At 37.0% G+C, this 18,766-nt stretch carries 18 protein-coding genes and 3 pseudogenes; 18 read left to right on the plus strand and 3 right to left on the minus strand.

The window, feature by feature from the left end:
* Positions 1-10: 10 nt before the first annotated feature.
* The 6 genes from BAOM_RS02135 to BAOM_RS02160 all read left to right on the plus strand — a co-directional run bounded on the left by BAOM_RS02135 (position 11) and on the right by BAOM_RS02160 (position 5,989).
* A complete protein-coding gene (locus BAOM_RS02135; RefSeq protein WP_127762411.1) occupies positions 11-1,180 on the plus strand; it encodes a CamS family sex pheromone protein in 1,170 nt (389 codons plus the stop codon).
* Positions 1,181-1,521: 341 nt separating this feature from the next.
* The gene (gene gatC, locus BAOM_RS02140; RefSeq protein WP_127758859.1) at positions 1,522-1,812 is read left to right on the plus strand and encodes an Asp-tRNA(Asn)/Glu-tRNA(Gln) amidotransferase subunit GatC; all 291 of its coding nucleotides are present in this window, start codon (positions 1,522-1,524) and stop codon (positions 1,810-1,812) included.
* Between the two features lie 12 nt (positions 1,813-1,824).
* Positions 1,825-3,285: an Asp-tRNA(Asn)/Glu-tRNA(Gln) amidotransferase subunit GatA gene (gene gatA, locus BAOM_RS02145; RefSeq protein ID WP_127762412.1), complete on the plus strand. Its 1,461-nt coding sequence runs from the start codon at positions 1,825-1,827 to the stop codon at positions 3,283-3,285.
* Between the two features lie 13 nt (positions 3,286-3,298).
* The gene (gene gatB / locus BAOM_RS02150) at positions 3,299-4,729 is read left to right on the plus strand and encodes an Asp-tRNA(Asn)/Glu-tRNA(Gln) amidotransferase subunit GatB (RefSeq protein ID WP_127758860.1); all 1,431 of its coding nucleotides are present in this window, start codon (positions 3,299-3,301) and stop codon (positions 4,727-4,729) included.
* A 162-nt stretch (positions 4,730-4,891) separates the two neighbouring features.
* Positions 4,892-5,575 (plus strand): DsbA family protein, encoded by a 684-nt coding sequence (locus BAOM_RS02155; RefSeq protein WP_127758861.1) that lies wholly within the window; start codon positions 4,892-4,894, stop codon positions 5,573-5,575.
* 3 nt (positions 5,576-5,578) lie between these two features.
* Positions 5,579-5,989 carry a disulfide oxidoreductase gene (locus BAOM_RS02160; RefSeq protein ID WP_127758862.1) on the plus strand — a complete coding sequence of 137 codons (411 nt, stop codon included), beginning with the start codon at positions 5,579-5,581 and terminating at the stop codon, positions 5,987-5,989.
* Between the two features lie 130 nt (positions 5,990-6,119).
* Here BAOM_RS02160 and BAOM_RS02165 read toward each other — a convergent pair whose 3' ends face one another.
* Positions 6,120-7,046, minus strand: a complete 927-nt coding sequence (locus BAOM_RS02165; RefSeq protein ID WP_257467568.1) for a MerR family transcriptional regulator — start codon at positions 7,044-7,046, stop codon at positions 6,120-6,122.
* A gap of 309 nt (positions 7,047-7,355) precedes the next feature.
* Between BAOM_RS02165 and BAOM_RS02170 the strand changes: the two genes are divergently transcribed.
* From BAOM_RS02170 to BAOM_RS02185, 4 genes are all read left to right on the plus strand, one after another.
* Positions 7,356-8,423, plus strand: a complete 1,068-nt coding sequence (locus BAOM_RS02170) for an ABC transporter permease (RefSeq protein ID WP_127758863.1) — start codon at positions 7,356-7,358, stop codon at positions 8,421-8,423.
* Positions 8,424-8,426: 3 nt separating this feature from the next.
* A complete protein-coding gene (locus BAOM_RS02175) occupies positions 8,427-9,113 on the plus strand; it encodes an ABC transporter ATP-binding protein (protein ID WP_127758864.1) in 687 nt (228 codons plus the stop codon).
* 325 nt (positions 9,114-9,438) lie between these two features.
* Positions 9,439-10,353, plus strand: coding sequence for a diacylglycerol kinase (locus BAOM_RS02180; RefSeq protein ID WP_127758865.1), 915 nt, complete (start codon positions 9,439-9,441; stop codon positions 10,351-10,353).
* Positions 10,354-10,365: 12 nt separating this feature from the next.
* On the plus strand, positions 10,366-10,929 hold the full coding sequence (locus BAOM_RS02185; protein ID WP_127758866.1) for a GNAT family N-acetyltransferase: 564 nt from the start codon (positions 10,366-10,368) through the stop codon (positions 10,927-10,929).
* 82 nt (positions 10,930-11,011) lie between these two features.
* Here BAOM_RS02185 and BAOM_RS02190 read toward each other — a convergent pair whose 3' ends face one another.
* Positions 11,012-11,239, minus strand: a complete 228-nt coding sequence (locus BAOM_RS02190) for a methionine aminopeptidase (protein ID WP_127758867.1) — start codon at positions 11,237-11,239, stop codon at positions 11,012-11,014.
* 166 nt (positions 11,240-11,405) lie between these two features.
* Between BAOM_RS02190 and rlmD the strand changes: the two genes are divergently transcribed.
* The 3 genes and pseudogenes from rlmD (at position 11,406) to BAOM_RS02205 (ending at position 13,815) form a co-directional block, all read left to right on the plus strand.
* A complete protein-coding gene (gene rlmD, locus BAOM_RS02195; RefSeq protein ID WP_127758868.1) occupies positions 11,406-12,776 on the plus strand; it encodes a 23S rRNA (uracil(1939)-C(5))-methyltransferase RlmD in 1,371 nt (456 codons plus the stop codon).
* A 99-nt stretch (positions 12,777-12,875) separates the two neighbouring features.
* Positions 12,876-13,078 (plus strand): annotated as a pseudogene (locus BAOM_RS02200) (DUF1456 family protein); the annotation flags it as partial.
* A gap of 29 nt (positions 13,079-13,107) precedes the next feature.
* Entirely contained in the window at positions 13,108-13,815 is a 708-nt protein-coding gene (locus BAOM_RS02205; protein ID WP_127762414.1) for a M48 family metallopeptidase, read from the plus strand.
* Here the strand turns inward: BAOM_RS02205 and BAOM_RS25420 are convergent.
* A pseudogene (locus BAOM_RS25420) lies at positions 13,789-14,057 on the minus strand (recombinase family protein). The gene BAOM_RS02205 and the pseudogene BAOM_RS25420 sit on opposite strands and share 27 nt — an antisense overlap.
* A gap of 368 nt (positions 14,058-14,425) precedes the next feature.
* Here BAOM_RS25420 and BAOM_RS02215 point away from each other — a divergent pair.
* The 5 genes and pseudogenes from BAOM_RS02215 to BAOM_RS02235 all read left to right on the plus strand — a co-directional run bounded on the left by BAOM_RS02215 (position 14,426) and on the right by BAOM_RS02235 (position 18,706).
* Positions 14,426-15,280, plus strand: coding sequence for a malate synthase (locus BAOM_RS02215; RefSeq protein WP_127758869.1), 855 nt, complete (start codon positions 14,426-14,428; stop codon positions 15,278-15,280).
* Between the two features lie 75 nt (positions 15,281-15,355).
* A pseudogene (locus BAOM_RS25425) lies at positions 15,356-15,538 on the plus strand (EamA family transporter); the annotation flags it as partial.
* 799 nt (positions 15,539-16,337) lie between these two features.
* Complete coding sequence (locus BAOM_RS02225) at positions 16,338-17,129, plus strand: transporter substrate-binding domain-containing protein (RefSeq protein ID WP_127758870.1); 792 nt, start codon at positions 16,338-16,340, stop codon at positions 17,127-17,129.
* A 207-nt stretch (positions 17,130-17,336) separates the two neighbouring features.
* Entirely contained in the window at positions 17,337-17,981 is a 645-nt protein-coding gene (locus BAOM_RS02230) for an amino acid ABC transporter permease (protein ID WP_127758871.1), read from the plus strand.
* Positions 17,978-18,706, plus strand: coding sequence for an amino acid ABC transporter ATP-binding protein (locus tag BAOM_RS02235; RefSeq protein WP_127758872.1), 729 nt, complete (start codon positions 17,978-17,980; stop codon positions 18,704-18,706). The genes BAOM_RS02230 and BAOM_RS02235 overlap by 4 nt, the downstream gene beginning before the upstream one ends.
* Positions 18,707-18,766: the final 60 nt, after the last annotated feature.

An 18,766-nucleotide genomic window follows, 5' to 3' on the forward strand; every position in this document is an offset into this window, starting at 1 on the left:
GGTGTACATGATGAAGAAACACTCCATTCTCGGAATGGTTCTTGTTTTGCTGCTTGCTGGGTGTGCCCCAAGTTTTGATAAAGAACAAGAGGTGGTCCAAGATTCAGAAGATAAAAAGGAAACAGCAATCATCCCGAAATATAAAATTTCAGATGAGTACTATCAAACGATTCTACCATTTGAGCCATCGAAAGCCCGCGGTCTTGTCGTCTCCAATTTGAATACTAGATACGACATTGAGGAATTTGAAAATGGTTTAATGCGAATTGCTCAAACTCAATTTGACCCGGATGACTACTTGTTTCAAGAAGGACAACTATTGGACAATAAAACGATTTCTAGGTGGTTAGAACGTAAATATACGAAAGAACAGCTAAAGGAAAAAGATCGAAAAGAATCCGAGAATCTAGGATTAAATCCGGTTGATCCGGGAACAGGCGATATTGCTAAACGAAATGAAGAAAACCCCATTTACTTAGCACATATTTTAGAGCACAACTATCTGGTCAAATCGGATAACAATAAAGTAAGTCTTGGTGGTGTCGTAATTGGTTTGGCACTGAATTCGGTTCATTATTATCAGAAAGAAGCATATGGTGCTACGTACGAGACGGATATTAGCAGTTCTGAATTAGAAAAGGAAGGGAAGAAAATTGCTGGGCAAGTATTGAAGCGACTACGCTCAATGGACGAAATGAAAGATATTCCGATTACAATTGCTTTATTTGAACAAAAAGAAAAATCATCCGTTGTGCCGGGGAATTTTATTTCCTATACAAATATTAATCATAAATCGAGTGAAATTAGTAAATGGGTCGATGTGGATGAAGAATATTACTTATTTCCTTCTTCAACTGCCGAAAAGAAATATCGTGATGATGTGAATACCTTTACGAATTTTAAAGAAGATGTAGAGCAATATTTCCCTAACTTTAATGGTGTCATTGGACGAGCTTTTTATATAGATAAGCAACTACAAAGTTTAAATATCGACATTCCGATTCAGTTTTATGGGAATTCTGAAGCGATTGGATTTACACAATATGTAGCTGGTTTGATTATGGAGCGATTCCCGAAATATATTTCCATTCAAGTATCGATTACTTCTGTGAACGGACCAGAAGCGTTAATTGTTCGCGAAACGAATCAGGATGAACCAACGGTCCATATTTATGAGTAGGAAAGTGATGAAGCTGATTATAGCTTCATCCTTTTTTCTCGGAAATTTCGCCATGATTCTGTTATTTCCCAGAAAATATTTGTAGATGTTTTGAATTTCGACAACGTTTCCGATGTTGCTTTATTCTGCAATAGTTTGATATGATTTAAAGGATGATTTTAGCGGTTTTACAAAATAAAAAAGTCTAAAAATTTTCAAGATATTTTAGTGTCTAGCGGCTAGCTCGGTATGAAAAAGATGGTGATCCTTAAAGGTCGAAAGTGCCTGTTGAGTTAATGTCTATTTCCCAACGAGCTGATTCAGTCGTTTGCGCTTTTTTAAAATTAGCGGAGGTGAAGAGAATGTCACGTATTTCTATGGAACAAGTTAAACATGTTGCTCATTTGGCTCGTCTTGCGATTACGGAAGAGGAAGCAAAGCAATTCCAAGATCAACTAGATAAAATGATTTCATTTGCAGAGCAATTAAATGAATTAGATACAGATCAAGTAGTTGCGACTTCTCATGTATTAGATATGAAAAATGTTATGCGAGAAGATGTAGCTAAACCAGGTTTACCAATTGAAGAGGTCGTGAAGAATGCCCCGGATCATGAAGATGGGTATATTCGTGTGCCATCTATTATTGAATAAGGAGGGAATATGATGTCGTTGTTCGAACAAAAGGTTTCAGAGCTTCATCAACGTTTACATAATAAAGAAATTAGCGTCACAGACCTTGTTGACGAATCGTATAAGCGAATCGGACAGGTGGAAGGTCAAGTACAAGCATTTTTAACATTAGACGAAGAAAATGCGCGTACACAAGCGAAACAATTGGATGAAAAGTTAGCGAAAGGCGAAACAACAAATCCTTTATTTGGGTTGCCAATTGGTGTGAAAGATAATATCGTTACAAAAAATTTACGTACAACTTGTGCAAGCAAAATTTTGGAGAACTTTGACCCAATTTACGATGCAACCGTTGTACAGAAGCTGCAACAAGTAGAAACGGTTACAATTGGGAAATTAAATATGGATGAATTCGCAATGGGTTCTTCTAATGAAAACTCAGCATTCCAAGCAACAAAGAATCCATGGAATACAGACCATGTACCAGGTGGATCTTCAGGTGGTTCAGCTGCATCTGTAGCTGCAGGAGAAGTATTATTCTCGCTTGGTTCTGATACAGGTGGTTCCATTCGTCAACCGGCTGCCTACTGTGGCGTAGTTGGTTTAAAACCTACATATGGCCGTGTCTCTCGCTTTGGCTTAGTTGCGTTTGCGTCATCTCTTGACCAAATTGGTCCGATTACAAGAACAGTAGAAGACAATGCATACTTACTTGAGGCCATCTCTGGACTTGATCCAATGGATTCAACATCGGCGAATGTTGACGTACCAAGTTTTGTGAACGCATTAACAGGTGATGTAAAAGGCTTGAAGATTGCCGTTCCAAAAGAATATCTTGGTGAAGGTGTTGGAGAAGAAGCGCGCAATTCTGTATTAGCGGCATTAAAAGTATTAGAAAGCTTAGGTGCAGAGTGGGAGGAAGTATCTCTTCCACATTCTAAATATGCCCTAGCTGCTTACTATTTATTATCTTCTTCGGAAGCTTCGGCAAACCTGGCTCGCTTTGACGGTGTTCGTTACGGTTATCGTACAGATAATGCAGAAAACTTAATTGATATGTACAAGCAAACACGTGCAGAAGGTTTTGGAGCCGAGGTAAAACGCCGTATTATGCTTGGAACATTCTCTTTAAGCTCTGGTTATTACGATGCATATTACAAAAAAGCACAAAAGGTACGTACATTAATTAAAAAAGATTTCGAAGACGTTTTCCAAAAATACGATGTTATTATTGGACCGACTGCGCCAACACCAGCGTTCAAAATTGGTGAGCAGGTAAAGGACCCATTAACGATGTATGCGAACGATATTTTAACGATTCCAGTAAACCTTGCAGGGGTACCAGGCATTTCGATTCCATGTGGTTTCTCTAAAGAGGGATTACCACTAGGCCTACAAATTATCGGTAAGCATTTTGATGAAAGCACAGTTTATCGCACAGCTCATGCATTTGAGCAAGCAACAGATTTTCATAAACAATTTCCTAAACTGTAAGGGGTGAAAAACAATGGAATTTGAAACGGTTATTGGTCTTGAAGTGCACGTAGAATTAAAAACAGATTCAAAAATTTTCTCAAGCAGTCCGAACCACTTCGGTGCCGCTCCAAATAGCAACACAACAGTTATTGACCTTGGATATCCTGGTGTGCTGCCTGTTGTGAACAAAAAAGCGGTTGATTATGCAATGAAAGCGGCAATGGCGTTAAACTGTCAAATTGCGCCGATTACAAAATTCGATCGTAAAAACTACTTTTATCCGGATAATCCGAAAGCGTATCAAATCTCTCAATTCGACCAACCGATTGGTGAACATGGCTGGATTGATATTGAAGTAAATGGAAAAACAAAACGAATTGGTATTACGCGTATTCATATGGAAGAAGATGCGGGTAAACTAACACATACAAACTATGGTGTTTCTCTTTGTGATTACAACCGTCAAGGAACACCGCTTGTTGAAATCGTTTCTGAACCGGATATTTCATCTCCAGAAGAAGCATATGCATATTTGGAAAAATTAAAATCAATCATCCAATATACAGGTGTTTCGGATTGTAAAATGGAAGAAGGTTCTCTTCGCTGCGATGCGAACATTTCATTACGTCCAGTTGGTCAAAAGGAATTCGGTACAAAAGCAGAATTGAAAAACTTGAACTCCTTTAACTTCGTTCGTAAAGGCTTAGAGTACGAAGAAATTCGTCAAGCAGAAGTATTGAGCGAAGGCGGCGTTATTGAGCAAGAAACACGTCGTTTTGATGAAGCGACAGGAAAAACGCTTCTTATGCGTGTTAAAGAAGGTTCTGATGACTATCGTTATTTCCCAGAGCCAGATATGTTAACGATTCATATCGATGAAGAATGGAAAGCACGCATTGCGGCAGAAATTCCAGAGCTTCCAGATGCACGTCAAAAACGTTATGTGGAAGAGCTAGGGTTACCAGCTTACGATGCTGCCGTTTTAACGGTGACGAAAGAAACAGCGGACTTCTTTGAAGCTTCGGTATTAGCAGGTGCAGAAGCAAAACAGGCTTCGAACTGGATTATGGGTGAACTTTCTGCTTACTTAAAGACGGAAAACAAAGAGTTACATGATACAGCATTAACAGCTGAGGCATTAGCTGGAATGATTAAGCTTATTGAAAACGGGACGATTTCTTCTAAAATCGCCAAAACGGTTTTCAAAGAGCTTGTTGAAAATGGCGGAGATGCTGAAACAATCGTTAAAGAAAAAGGTCTTGTTCAAATTTCGGATGAAGGTGCTCTTCTTAAAGCGATTGAAGAAGCGATTGCTAATAGTCCTCAATCGGTTGAAGACTTTAAAGCTGGTAAGAAAAAAGCAGTGGGCTTCCTTGTTGGTCAAGTGATGAAAGCAACACAAGGACAAGCGAATCCACAGCTTGTAAATAAATTATTAGTACAAGAGTTAAACAAACTATAATGCAAAAACCGTATCACTTTTTACAAGTGGTGCGGTTTTTTATAGGTGAGAAAATCTGATTGATTACGCATTTAAAATGTGTAGTACTTTCTATTTAAGTAATTGCACTATTAATAGTATGATATGGAGGACGATTAGCAAAATAAAGGATGGAGGTACATAATGGCGAATAAGAAAAATAAAAAGAATCAATCTTCAACATTTACTTTTTGGATTATTGGCTTAGTTGCAGTTATTATTATCGGCTTTATATTTTTAGCACAAGGAAAAGATCAAGAGTCCACTTTTGAAATGGATTATCAAGGACAGCCTTATTTAGGGGAAGAGTCCGCTCCTGTTCAAATTGTTGAGTTTGGTGACTATAAATGCCCAGCTTGTAAGGCTTTTGAAAAGGGATTTTTTCCTCTAATGAAAGAAGCATTGATTGATAGCGGAAAGGCTCAATTTTATTTTATGAATTACTCGTTTATTAACGTTGATTCAGAACGTTCGGCTAAATTTGCTGAGGCGGTTTATCAGGAGTTAGGGAACGAGACGTTCTGGAAATTCCATGAGCTATTATTTACTAAACAGCCTGATGACCTTAAATATGAAAAAGTGGACGTTTATACTGATAAATTTTTAGAAGATACATTGAAAGAAATTGTGAGCAAAAGTGATGCTGCTAAAGTAGTGAAGACTTTCAAGGCGAAATCGGCTGAAGAAGCATGGCAGGTGGATATGGACGCTGCAAGTGAATTAGGAGTAACAGGAACTCCGGCGATATTTGTAGATGGTAAAAAGTTTGAAGGAAATACGCTTGAGGACTTAGAAAAGATGGTAGATGAAGCCGCAAAGGAGAAGTAAGCAATGAATAAATCACTGCTGTTTTCTTGGATTATCGCCATTATTGCGACAACGGGAAGTTTGTACTTTAGTGAAGTTCTTCATTATGTACCGTGCACGCTTTGTTGGTATCAAAGAATTTTGATGTATCCGTTAGTGATTTTGTTAGGCAGGGCTTTCTACGATCAAGATCAGAAGGTGTATCGCTATATTCTTCCTCTAGCGATTTTAGGTCTACTCGTGTCAGGCTATCACTATAGTCTGCAAAAAGTGCCGTCTCTACAACAATTTGAAATATGTACAAGCGGTGTTCCATGTTCGGGGGAATATATTAATTGGTTAGGGTTTATTACGATTCCTTTTCTAGCTTTTGTCGCTTTCTTGATGATTACGGTTTGTATGATTGTACTTGCTCGAAAATCCCGTCATGAGTAGGGCGGAACGATTTAATCAAACGTTTGATTAAATGGTTGGGAAGTAGAAATGAAGTAGTGTTTGAAGACGTTATACATGAAAAAAACAGGGAGGTAACGACTTCCTGTTTTTTTCATGTAATTCAGTGAAATTAACTTAAATCGTTATCATTCATAATTTCTTCAATGGAGTTTGTAAGATGAATTGCACGTAGCGTGATGTCATCTGCGGCTGTATACTCGATTGAGCCGTTGCCTCCAAGATAAAAATCAATCTTTCTATTTTCTGCAGCGAATCGATCAAGAGTTTGCAGCAGAGAAGGATTTTGTTTGAAAGGAAGCGTCGTTGTAGCAGAGAGCAGAACTTTAGCAGGCTTTAGTTTGCTCACTAATGATTCAATTGAGCCGGGAGCGGGTGAGGCCCCTATTAATATCGTTTTCCAACCTCTTACCATAAATTGAAGCAATAGAATATGCAAAGGTACTTCGTGCTGTTCATATGGGAGACATGCACCTATAATTAAAGGAGCGTCATCTTTACATTGGTAGCTTCGACGAATTTGTACTAAGAAGTCTCGTACAGCAAGACTTGAGATGGCCTCTTGATATTCACTCCATTCTCCTTTCTCCCATTTCCTCCCGACTTCTTTTAAAAAAGGGATAACGATGGATGTTAAAAACATATCCAATCCAACGCGATGGTAGGCTTGTTGTAATATAAGATTTAGTTCTAATTCATTACAATGGTTCCCTTTTTCGAGCAGTTGAAAGACATAGTTGTTCAACCCTTTATGATGTTGGATAGTTTCCTGTTTAAGAAAGATATCATCTTTCGACCCACTTTTCTCTTTTGCCAGGGCAACAGCTTGTTTAATAGGACATCCTTGCTCTGATAGTGCTTTAACTTCTAAAATGATGTTTACATCTTGTTTGCTATATATTCTATATCCATTTTCTAATCTCTTCGGTTGAACAAGTTCATATCTCTCTTCCCATTTGCGGATCACTTGCTTAGATAGTCCTGTAAGATCCGCGACTTGTTGTATATAGTACATCCCGCTGATATCAGGTTCACTCATGTTTCTCATCCTTTCAACAAGTTACTCGAATCCTAAGATCTTATTATCTAATTTAAGGTATAACGAATATTTCCTCAATGTACAATGTTAATGATATAACATTATACAATACTTTGACATTGGAATTAAATGTGGATGTGAGGTTTTTTATTAGGGAAAGAGGTAATATGAACTTTTAAGTTAATGGGTTTTAGATACATCCCTTTCTAAAATTCATAAAAAAATTAACACTTTGTATAAGGTTTGTGAATAAACTATATACAAACATTTTACAACGTTGTATTATTTTTGTTAAAAGGATGTGAAGGAATGTTTTTAGCCTGGAATGAAATCAAGAAGAATAAATTGAGATTTGCTTTAATTATGAGTGTGTTAATGCTTATTTCTTACTTGGTTTTCTTTTTATCTGGTTTGGCAACGGGGCTTGCTAACCTGAATAGAGAATCAGTAGACAAATGGGACACAACGGGTATTGTTCTAACGGAAGAATCTGATAAAAGTTTGCTTCAATCATCGTTGACTCTCGATGATGCAGAGAGTGTCGAAGCTGAAGAAATGGCAGTAATCAGTCAGATTAATGCGATTGCTAGCAACGGTGATACAAAGAAAAATATAGCGATTTTTGGTATCCGTGAAGATGAATTTATTATGCCTAATGTGACGGAAGGTAAAGCTTTTTCAAAAAGTAATGAAGTGATTGCTAGTGATGCATTAAAAGAAGAAGGTTTTCAAATAGGAGATGAATTAGATTTATCTTCCACGGAGGAAACGGTTACAATTGTTGGTTTTACAGATGAAGGACGATTTAATGCAGCTCCTGTTCTCTATGGTGAATTATCGACCTTTCATAAAGTAAAATATGGCGAAGCGGCAGAGATGAATAAAGATCAAATAAATGGGATTGTTGTACGCACAGATGATGTATCTACTCTCACGAAAGATGATGAATTAGAGGCAATTGAAATTGAGACGTTTATCGAAAATTTGCCGGGTTATACGGAACAAAATTTAACGTTAAACTTTATGATTTACTTTTTATGTATTATTTCCGCCGTTATTGTCGCTATTTTCTTGTACGTGTTAACGGTTCAAAAGATTAGTATGTTTGGTGTCATGAAAGCACAAGGGATTTCTAATGGCTATTTATCTCGATCAGTTGTGGCTCAAACTTTCATTTTAGCAGCTATTGGTGTATGTGTAGGTTTTCTATTAACTCTTATTTCCGGTGCCTTTTTGCCAAGTGCAGTGCCAGTGTCTTTTGATATAGTAACCATGATTGTATATGGCATACTATTAATTGTTGTTGCTGTATTAGGCGCTTTATTTTCCGTACGTACCATTGTAAAAATTGATCCTTTAAAAGCGATAGGAGGGTAAGGAATGACGGCTTTAGAATTGAGTCATGTAACGAAGTCTTTCGGTACAGGGCATACAAAAGTTAATGCACTGAAGGAAACAAACTTTCAGGCTGATAGGGGAGAGCTTATCGCGATTATCGGTCCATCCGGTTCAGGCAAAAGTACCTTTTTAACGATTGTGGGTGGATTACTCACTCCTTCTACAGGTGATGTTATTATTAATAACCAAAAGCTTACGTCATTAAATGAGAAGAAGCGCTCAAAGATTCGACTACAAGAGATTGGCTTTATTTTGCAAGCTTCTAATTTAATTCCCTTTTTGACGGTAGATAAACAGATGAAGTTGCTGGATAAAGTAAAAAAGGGAAACATGACAAAAACCGAATTAGAACAGCTTTATCATGACCTAGGAATTGAAGGTCTTCGTAATAAATACCCATCGGATTTATCTGGAGGCCAACGTCAGCGGGTGGCGATAGCGAAAGCGTTGTATAGTAACCCATCAATTATTTTGGCAGATGAACCAACAGCATCGCTTGACTCAGATCGTGCGTACGAAGTGATGGAACTTTTAAAGAATGAAACAAAGAATAAGAATACAACAACCATTGTTGTCACTCATGATACGCGCTTAATTGGTTATTTTGATAAAGTGTATAAGATGACAGATGGTGTTCTGACATTAGAGGAAAAAGAGTCTGCTAGTTGAATCCAGCAGAATAGTAGAATAGTTAATTGATGTATAAAAGGGGATGTCCTATGAGTTAAACGCTTATGAACATCCTCTTTTTGTTTAGTTAAAATAAGAAACTCAAAGATATCTTGCTTTTTATGGTAGATATTTGGGATAATCATGTCTACTCTGTTATTAAAACTAGAGTTTTAGAATAAATTGCTATATAATTTCTTCTTGAAGTTGATTACTAGAGAATCGGTATAATGGTCCTTGTTTTTTCGAAAAAAAGCTACGTTGCTTTTTTCAAAAAGGAACGTTAACATGTAATTTGTGGAATCTATTTGAAGGATGATGGGAAATGAAAAGAGCAAGATTAATCTATAACCCGACATCAGGACGGGAAGCGATGAAGAAAGGTTTACCTGAAGTGCTAGCGAGACTTGAGGCAGCTGGATATGAAGCTTCCTGTCATATGACGACAGGCGAAGGTGACGCAACACGAGCGGCTGAAATTGCGATTGAGCGGGGTTATGATGTGGTAATTGCAGCAGGTGGTGACGGAACGATTTATGAGGTTGTCAATGGATTAGCTCGAGCGGAGAAACGTCCGAAGCTTGGTATTATTCCGACTGGCACAACGAATGACTTTGCACGGGCCTTGCATTTACCGAAGTCGATTGAAGGTGCAGCTGATATCATTGCAGATGGACATACGATGCCGATTGATATTGGTAAAATGAATGATAAATACTTCATTAATATTGCTGGTGGAGGTCGTCTAACTGAGCTAACATATGAAGTACCAAGCAAGCTCAAAACGATGCTTGGACAACTTGCTTATTATATAAAAGGAATTGAAATGCTGCCTTCATTTAAAGCGAGTGAAGTAACGATTGAATATGACGGAAAGCTTTTTGAAGGCGAAATTATGCTATTTTTGGTAGCGAATACAAACTCAGTTGGCGGTTTTGAAAAGTTAGCACCTGATGCTTCTTTGAATGATGGCATGTTTACACTGCTCATTCTAAAAAAAGCTAATCTTGCTGATTTTGTGCGAATAGTGACGCTGGCGATACGCGGTGAGCATGTTCATGATAAAAATGTAATTTATGTTAAGGCTAATCGAATTAAAGTAACAACAAAAGAAAAAATGATGTTGAATCTAGACGGTGAATTTGGCGGAGTGACTCCGGCAGAATTTGTTAATCAATATCGCCATTTTGAAGTGTTTATTCCTCGTAATACGTTAGCAGATGATCCAGAGAATCAATAAAGGGGATGTGCTATGTTAATTAGACAAGCTGTTCAAGCGGATGCTAAAAAGGCTGTCAGGTTATTTCGTGATGCGATTAAAGATATTGCGGAAGCATTAACAGGCGAAAAAGAGGAAGAAAGAGTTTTGGCTGTACTAGCTGATTTCTTTACACAAAAAGGAAATAGACTTAGTTATGAGAATTGTACCGTATGTGAAATAGATGGTTCAGTTGCTGGGGTACTGTTAGGCTATGATGGCGGAGATGCAGAGAAATTGGATGAACCATTAGCTGCTCGTTTACGAGTGTTGAAAAACAACCCAACCTTTAAGCTGGAGAAGGAAGCAAAAGAAGGGGATTTCTATATTGACACACTATGTGTGGATTCTGCTTTCCGTGGAAAGGGAATCGGAACGAAACTCCTTCAGGTTGCGGAACAATATGCCAAAGCAAAAGGGTACAAGCGTATTTCTTTAGCTGTTGAAGAAGATAATAAAAAAGCACAACAGCTCTATACCAAAATAGGCTATAAGATTGCTGATCGGATTACGATTCATCATCATCAATATCAATATCGGGTAAAAATATTGCAATAAAAAATACGGTTTGAAACCGTATTTTTTATTGGTTTTATTTATAGTAATCGATAGATAAATGATAGATAGTAGAATGGACTAGTTACAATTGCTGTTCATTTTGTCCATTCATTGCTGCCCAATCTGAATAAGTGCCGCTACCGTTGCAGCCGGGACAGTCATGAATATCAGAAAAATGATACTCCGTCGGCACAAAGGAGCTGTAACCGCGTCCGTAACAATCTGGGCAAAACCCTTTCTCCTCCATTTTAGCGCGATGTTTTTCAATTCGATTTGCGTTCCATGCTGAAATTCCACTAAACAATCCCATTATACTCACCTCTTTTTACCTTATTTTTCTTAAGAAACGATTTTTTTATGCATCATGTACGAGAGTTTTTCTTTCTATATTATTTTTATGAAAAAAGGAACTGTTTGGTGAATAGTGCTAGATGTGATAAAATACTGCTAGTTAAAAGGAAAAGAGAAGGTAAATCATGAAGAAAACTATTCCGGTAAAGAAAAATGAGTACATAGAAGCAACATTCGAAGATTTAACCCATGATGGAGCGGGGGTAGCTAAAGTTGAAGGCTATCCGATTTTTGTTGCTAACGCTTTGCCAGGGGAGCGAGCGGTAATTAAAGTAACGAAAACAAATAATGGCTACGCGTTTGGTCGCCTAACTGAACTTCTTGAGAAAAGTCCAGAGCGCGTCGATCTATCAATGGAAGATCAGAATCGATACGGTGGATGTCAAATTCAGCATTTAAGCTATAAAGGGCAACTTACATTCAAAGAGAAGCAAGTACGTGAAGTAATGACTAGAATCGGTAAGTTAGAAGATGTGACGATTCACCCGATTATCGGGATGGAAGAACCTACCCACTATCGTAACAAAGCTCAAGTGCCTGTCGGTGAAAAGGATGGAAAGCTGATCGCCGGTTTCTTTAAGCCGCGCAGTCACGATATTGTGGAAACGAAAGAAAGTATTATTCAGCATCAGGTGATTAATGAGGCCGTACAAGCAGTGAAGGAAATCTTTAGCGATCTCCATATTCCTGCCTATAATGAAAAAACACATAAAGGTGTACTTCGACATATTATGGCTCGCTATGGAAAACAAACAGGTGAATTAATGGTTGTTCTTGTTACAAGAACAGATAGTATCCCATTTGTAGAAACAGTAGTGAAAGAAATAATTGCACGTCTGCCGCATGTGAAGTCTATTGTTCATAATGTGAATTCGAAGAAAACGAATGTTATTTTAGGAGAAAAAATGAATATTCTATGGGGAAGTGAAGTGATTTATGACTTTATTGGCGATGTAAAGTTTGCAATCTCCGCTAAATCATTTTATCAAGTGAACCCAGACCAAACGAAGGTACTTTATGAAAAAGCATTAGAATACGCAGGGCTGACAGGTGAAGAGACGGTCATTGATGCATATTGCGGAATCGGCACGATTTCACTGTTTTTAGCTCAAAAAGCGAAAAAAGTGTTCGGTGTTGAAATTGTTCCAGAAGCAATTGAAGATGCACGCCGTAATGCGCAATTGAATGAAATCACAAACGCGGAATTTGCTGTCGGTGCAGCGGAAACGGTGATTACCGATTGGTATAAAGAAGGAAATACGGCCGATGTGTTAGTCGTCGATCCACCGCGTAAAGGCTGTGACGAATCTTTATTAAACACGATTATAGACATGAAACCGAAGAAAGTCGTTTATGTTTCATGTAATCCAGGAACGCTGGCAAGAGACTTACGAATCCTTGAAGATGGTGGTTATAAAACAACGGATTTACAACCAGTAGATATGTTCCCGATGACGACGCATGTGGAGGCAGTTGCGAAGATTGAATTGAGATAGACTGAATTAGGTGCCTGTTGCTTGAAGTGACAGGCACCTAATTTATGAAGATGAGAATGACAATCAGATAAAATGTAGTAACAGTATGTTAGATTTATTAATCTTCTTTTAAAGAGAGTAAAAATAGCAAAGGCATTAACTGATAAGGATATAATGGATATATTTGAAAATAAGGAGTAACGGTAATAAAAGAAGAACTTAGAGCCTTATTACGAAAAGAAGGACATCAGAATTATAAGGAGTGCGGAGATAAATTCGCCAGAAACTTCTTAAAAGAACTAGCTATTAAATACAGGGGATAATGGCATTAAAGGTTGATACAGGTGATGACATGATACATACCTACTTAGGTAAGACAATACAATTTGAGATAAAGTACAAAAATCGAACTTCCATAGGAATTTCGATAGATAGCTATGGGAAAATTGAAGTGCAGGCTCCGAAAAGGACACCTGATGAGAGAGTGATTCAGGCATTAGAGGATAAATGGAATCTCATTCAGCAAAAATTAAAAGAAATGAAAGATAGGATGAATGGGCCGCAGGAAAAGGTCTATGAGAATGATGAGAGCTTTCTTTATTTAGGAGACACTTATCCCATAAAGATCATCCAAGATATACATATAATGCAAGACCATGTCGTGTTTGAAGGAGAAAAGCTGTATGTATATGTGAAGCAGCTTGATGATGAAAAGAATAAACAAGCATTAAAACGATTTTATTACCAGCAGTGTAAGGTATTAGTGGAGAAGAGTATATCTTCTTATCAAAGTAACTTCAAAACAAAACCGCGTTCTATACGTATTTCGGATAGTAAAAGTACGTGGGGAACCTGTGATTCAAAGCGACAACTAACATTTAATTGGAGGCTGGCAATGGCGCCACGTGAGGTAATTGACTATGTAGTCGTTCATGAAATGTGTCACATGGTCCATCTGAATCACGACCGCTCCTTCTGGCGTCTTGTTGGAAAAATAATGCCTGACTATAAGGAAAAAGAAAACTGGTTGGCTTTAACAAATTGGAAAATGACTGTTTAGGAGCAAAAGAATAAACATTTTTCTTTGTTTCATTTGATTTTGTACAGCATTAAACATATCCCTTGAGATAATAGCTTCGTGTGTATTACTAATAATGTTCATATTTTCTTCTTTTGCTTTTTACGCTTTTTACTTGTAACACTTACTGTAGTAGTACGCCCCTGAACTAAGTCTCCAACGTAATGAGGGTTAGTTAAGATTAGTTTAATCGTGGAATCATTCCACTTATCACCGGTAATCAAGTGGTTATTTATAGGGACTTTTCAGAAGTTTCGCGACTTTTTGGAGGCCTTTATTTCATAGCTATTTCAAGGGAGTACAGAGAATAAAACTTTATTTTACCTTACAATAAAATATGTTGTCAATAAAAAATTTGTAATATTTTCAAAAAAATGTTATAATAGTCTTACAATTGTTTTTCAATCGTATTCCGAATTCCGCTGTATTTTTTTGCAGATAGAATTATGGATACGTTTTTTTAATATCCTTTTTTAAACCGAAGAAAAATTCAAACAGTTGTGTGAGCTTTAAAGGTAAGTTAGTTGAATAAAATTATCAATTTACTATCTAATAGTAACCGAGTTTTTATTCTACAAGGAGGACTAGAATAATGAATCTAATCAATCAGAAAGTTACACACAAGCGTTTTGGCATGGGTAGTATAGTTAAACATAATGATTCTAGTATTGAAATACATTTCGCATCGGAGAATAAAAAGTTTGTTTTCCCCGATGTATTTGGAAAGCACCTAAAACTACATGATAAAAGTGTTGCTAATTCACTTGAAAAAATTATACAAAAAAAGGAAATGGAACGAAGGGAGGAAGAATGGAAGAAGGAAGAGGAAAAAAAACTACAACGAAAAAACCAGGAACTTCGCTTGGAACATGAAAAACTTATGAAAAATCATAAACTTCATCCCGAATCACAAATGGTTTTTTGGTGTGACACAGAAGAACAGAATAGTTCTTTTTCAGAGTGGAAGGTTTTTTCAGGCGTAATAAAAAGTGGTAATAACAAGGGGAAGCCAAACAAACCCATCCGCTTGCACCAAAATAGCGCTGTCCTGTTAACAGCAATAGATTCCAGCATGCCTGAAAAAGACAGACGTATCTTAGGTGTCTATATGGTGAATGAAGATTTTATCGGTAAGCTTTGTGAAGATGGATATATTCCTGCTCATTCAAAATACAGACTTCAACTTACAGAACAGGAATCGGATCAGATGCTTTTCTGGGAATATTATATAAATGGAAAATTCCCCCACAAAATAACATGGAATACAGGTAAATACCGTTATTTTGATAATTCATGGATGGCTCAAATTTTGCTTGATATAGTTTCGTTGAAAAGTGACCCAAAGGAACGAGAGTTGGCACAACAATTTTTTGAGCATTTTTGTAAAATGAATCAGATAACAGATCAAGAGTTACCAAAGCCTAATGGAGCATTAATGCGTATTTAGACGTTAGCCCAAAGATAATAAGAATGACAGGGGACTGACACATTTTTTCCACCCATCACTAATGGCGAAAAGTGCCTGGCTCTGTTTGCTAATAAGCGTGTAAATAAATCAGATCTTCCTGCAGTTATTTTTCTTGGTGTTTTTGGTGTATTTATTAACTAATGGTCATTTTTTAGAGGCTTACAAACAACTGATCCAACAACATCTGCTTTAATTTTGGCAACAACGCCTATTTTAACAGGCTTTTTAGCAGTATGGCAGTATGTTTGATTGGGTTTTGTTGATTGTAACTGCTGTGGAATTATTAGGCTCATTCTTTATCATGGGAGGAGTCGTCATATCTACGTATCAGAGAAAATATAGCAGTGATGCAAATAAAAGGGTGCTTAGCTCATTGTCAAACCTTCTCTCCAATAGTTTTTCCAATTTGAAAGAACTATTGGAGAGCCTAGGTCATGATGAGTAAGCATCCTTCTTTGTTCTAATATTAAGACCCTTTTTGTGTGTCCACTATTTTACGGTGCTGTTACTTTGTGAATAATTGCTCATAATGGGGTTAGTTTAAAAAAAAATATTCTTAACAAAAAATGGATTTAGCGCAACGATGACTTAATTATTGGTGGATAAATAGTTTTGGCTGAATAAAAAATTTTCTAGAGAGAGAATGGTTACAGATTTTTTATAAACAAATAATAAAGCTATTGTTAAATTGGTAATAATTAACTAATGTTATTTTATTGAAAGTATTTCAAAAAATGTTTTTAAGTATAATTTGTTTTGTAAGCGCTTTCTAATTGGGCGATTGCTAACCTGGACTTTATGTAGCTAACTATTAAAGAAAAGGTGAGTTGTATGAAAAGCAATAGAGAACAGTCACTCTGATACAGAGGAGGGAACAAAAACGATCACCTTAATGTTATTGTGACGAAAATGTAATCAGAATTTCTATTTGGTTTTCTATTAAAGTAATTTAATATTTTAACAATATACCATATTTATGGTAATATTGTAATAAATTGTTTTGGTGGTTTTAAAAACTAAAATAGGGGTGTTTTGAATGAAGAAGCTTGGTTTATTATGTTTGTTCTTGGTCCTTTCTCTCTTTGTCGCTGCTTGTGGATCCAATTCCAATGATACGGCAAGTGATAAAGAGAAAGGCGAGGCAGAAAAAAGTGAAAAGGTATATAAAGTTGGTGTAGATACAACTTACCCTCCATTTGAATTTAAAGAAGGAAATGAGTATAAGGGGATTGATATTGATTTAATCAATGCTATTGCGGAAAATCAAGGCTTTAAAATTGAACTTTCGCCAATGGACTTTGGTGGAATTATCCCAGCGATGCAAGCTAATCAGCTTGATGTAGCTATTGCAGGTATGAGCATTACCGAGGAGAGAAAAAAAATCGTAGACTTCTCAGAACCATATTTTGATGCAGGAGTAACAGTAGTTGTAGAAAAGGATAATACAACTATTAAATCTGTTGATGATTTGAAAGGGAAAACGATTGCAGTTAAGAAAGGAACAACAGGGGCTAAATATGCACAAGATAATGTCGATAAATACGGTTTTAAAATCGTTCAATTTAACGATAGTCCTGCCATGTTCCAGGAAGTAGCTAACGGCAATGCAGATGCACTATTAGAAGATTATCCTGTTATTTCTTATGCAATTGCCCAAAAAGACCTCGGTTTAAAAATTGTAGGTGATCGTTTGAATGGAGACCAATATGGAATCGCTGTATTAAAAGGGAAAAACCAGGATCTATTAGAAAAAATTAATAAGGGTCTTGCTGAGCTTAAGGAAGATGGAACATACGATAAAATACTAAAAACCTATCTTGCTGAGTAAGTGCTTCATGATGGAAAGCGCGCATAAAGCGCGCTTTCTTTTGGAGCTACAACCTTTTCAATCGAATACAACAGTCGAATACGCCGGGCATTGGTTGTCAGTGCACAGGAGGGGTACTTCTTAGTATAAATAATGTATCGAAAGCTGTGCTTTTATATGAGCGAGGCCTTGGCGGTCGGTGAGTTTTACTTAAAGGGGATGAACAGGGTGGATGTAATTACTTCAGCTTTTCCTATATTACTTGAAGGATTAAAAGTAACGCTATATATATTTATAATAGCGATTATACTAGGCTTTATTATTGGTCTAGCGGTAGCCTTATTAAGATTGGCGCCACTCAAGATTTTGAACTGGATTGCAAAGATCTATGTTGATGCTATTCGAGGAACGCCCTTTATTGTGCAATTATTTTTTATTTACTTTGGAATCAATTCGTTGCAAATAATTTCTCTTAATAATACAACTGCGGGTATTATTACCGTTGCTATCAATGCTGGAGCTTATTTTTCTGAGATTATAAGAGCTGGGATTCAATCTATTGATAAAGGACAAACAGAAGCGGCAAGATCAATCGGATTGACTAGTGTTCAATCCATGCGTTTTGTAGTGCTACCACAGGCGTTTAGAAGAATGCTTCCGACGATTACGAACCAATCGATTATAAGCTTAAAAGATACATCGCTTTTATCCGTTATTGGGATAGCAGATTTAACACAGCAAGGGCAAATTCAAGCCTCTGCAACTTTCGAAGCCTTTAAAATTTGGTTAATTGTTGGTGTTATATACTTTGTTGTTATTTATTTATTAACTCTGCTTGCTAATTTTATCGAAAGGAGGTTTCAGCTCAGATGAGCATCATAACTGTAAAAAATTTAAAAAAATCATTTGGAAACGTAGAGGTTTTAAAAGACATTAATGCAGAAGTCCAGGAAAAAGAGGTAATCTGTGTAATTGGGCCTTCTGGTTCAGGAAAGAGCACTTTCCTGCGTTGCTTAAATCGGTTGGAAGAAATTTCAGGTGGTGAGGTAATCATTAATGGACACGATATAACCGCTCCAAAAGTTGATATAAACAAAGTGAGACAAGAGGTTGGAATGGTTTTTCAACAATTTAACCTATTCCCTCATAAAACGGTTTTAGAAAACATCACTTTAGGACCTATCAAGATTCACGCTACTGGGAAAGCAGAAGCGGAAAAGTTAGCGTTAGAACTACTTGATAAAGTAGGACTACGGGAAAAAGCCAATAGCTATCCCGGAGAACTATCTGGAGGCCAAAAGCAGAGGGTTGCCATAGCAAGAGCGCTGGCAATGAATCCTAAAATTATGTTATTTGATGAGCCGACATCAGCTCTAGACCCTGAAATGGTTGGAGATGTTTTAGAAGTAATGAAGCAGCTGGCTGAAGAAGGGATGACAATGGTGGTTGTTACCCATGAAATGGGCTTCGCTCGAGAGGTAGGGGATCGTGTTATTTTCATGGATGGGGGATATATTGTTGAAGAGAATGAACCGAATCAATTATTCGGTAACCCGCAACATGAACGGACTAAAGCGTTCTTAAGTAAGGTTCTTTAGGTAGACATGGAAATTTTATTGATGTTATAGCAAACACCATATCTATTGCTATATAGGAAA

Origin of the sequence: Peribacillus asahii (assembly GCF_004006295.1) — a bacterium.
GTDB classification, from domain to species: Bacteria; Bacillota; Bacilli; order Bacillales; family DSM-1321; genus Peribacillus; species Peribacillus asahii_A.

What these genes read in the sequence shown, in the direction of transcription:
- BAOM_RS02135 (WP_127762411.1), top strand. Translation starts at nt 11, where the DNA reads ATGAAGAAACACTCCATTCTCGGAATGGTTCTTGTTTTGCTGCTTGCT.
- gatC (WP_127758859.1), top strand. Translation starts at nt 1,522, where the DNA reads ATGTCACGTATTTCTATGGAACAAGTTAAACATGTTGCTCATTTGGCT.
- gatA (WP_127762412.1), top strand. Translation starts at nt 1,825, where the DNA reads ATGTCGTTGTTCGAACAAAAGGTTTCAGAGCTTCATCAACGTTTACAT.
- gatB (WP_127758860.1), top strand. Translation starts at nt 3,299, where the DNA reads ATGGAATTTGAAACGGTTATTGGTCTTGAAGTGCACGTAGAATTAAAA.
- BAOM_RS02155 (WP_127758861.1), top strand. Translation starts at nt 4,892, where the DNA reads ATGGCGAATAAGAAAAATAAAAAGAATCAATCTTCAACATTTACTTTT.
- BAOM_RS02160 (WP_127758862.1), top strand. Translation starts at nt 5,579, where the DNA reads ATGAATAAATCACTGCTGTTTTCTTGGATTATCGCCATTATTGCGACA.
- BAOM_RS02165 (WP_257467568.1), bottom strand. Translation starts at nt 7,046, where the DNA reads ATGAGTGAACCTGATATCAGCGGGATGTACTATATACAACAAGTCGCG.
- BAOM_RS02170 (WP_127758863.1), top strand. Translation starts at nt 7,356, where the DNA reads ATGTTTTTAGCCTGGAATGAAATCAAGAAGAATAAATTGAGATTTGCT.
- BAOM_RS02175 (WP_127758864.1), top strand. Translation starts at nt 8,427, where the DNA reads ATGACGGCTTTAGAATTGAGTCATGTAACGAAGTCTTTCGGTACAGGG.
- BAOM_RS02180 (WP_127758865.1), top strand. Translation starts at nt 9,439, where the DNA reads ATGAAAAGAGCAAGATTAATCTATAACCCGACATCAGGACGGGAAGCG.
- BAOM_RS02185 (WP_127758866.1), top strand. Translation starts at nt 10,366, where the DNA reads ATGTTAATTAGACAAGCTGTTCAAGCGGATGCTAAAAAGGCTGTCAGG.
- BAOM_RS02190 (WP_127758867.1), bottom strand. Translation starts at nt 11,239, where the DNA reads ATGGGATTGTTTAGTGGAATTTCAGCATGGAACGCAAATCGAATTGAA.
- rlmD (WP_127758868.1), top strand. Translation starts at nt 11,406, where the DNA reads ATGAAGAAAACTATTCCGGTAAAGAAAAATGAGTACATAGAAGCAACA.
- BAOM_RS02205 (WP_127762414.1), top strand. Translation starts at nt 13,108, where the DNA reads ATGATACATACCTACTTAGGTAAGACAATACAATTTGAGATAAAGTAC.
- BAOM_RS02215 (WP_127758869.1), top strand. Translation starts at nt 14,426, where the DNA reads ATGAATCTAATCAATCAGAAAGTTACACACAAGCGTTTTGGCATGGGT.
- BAOM_RS02225 (WP_127758870.1), top strand. Translation starts at nt 16,338, where the DNA reads ATGAAGAAGCTTGGTTTATTATGTTTGTTCTTGGTCCTTTCTCTCTTT.
- BAOM_RS02235 (WP_127758872.1), top strand. Translation starts at nt 17,978, where the DNA reads ATGAGCATCATAACTGTAAAAAATTTAAAAAAATCATTTGGAAACGTA.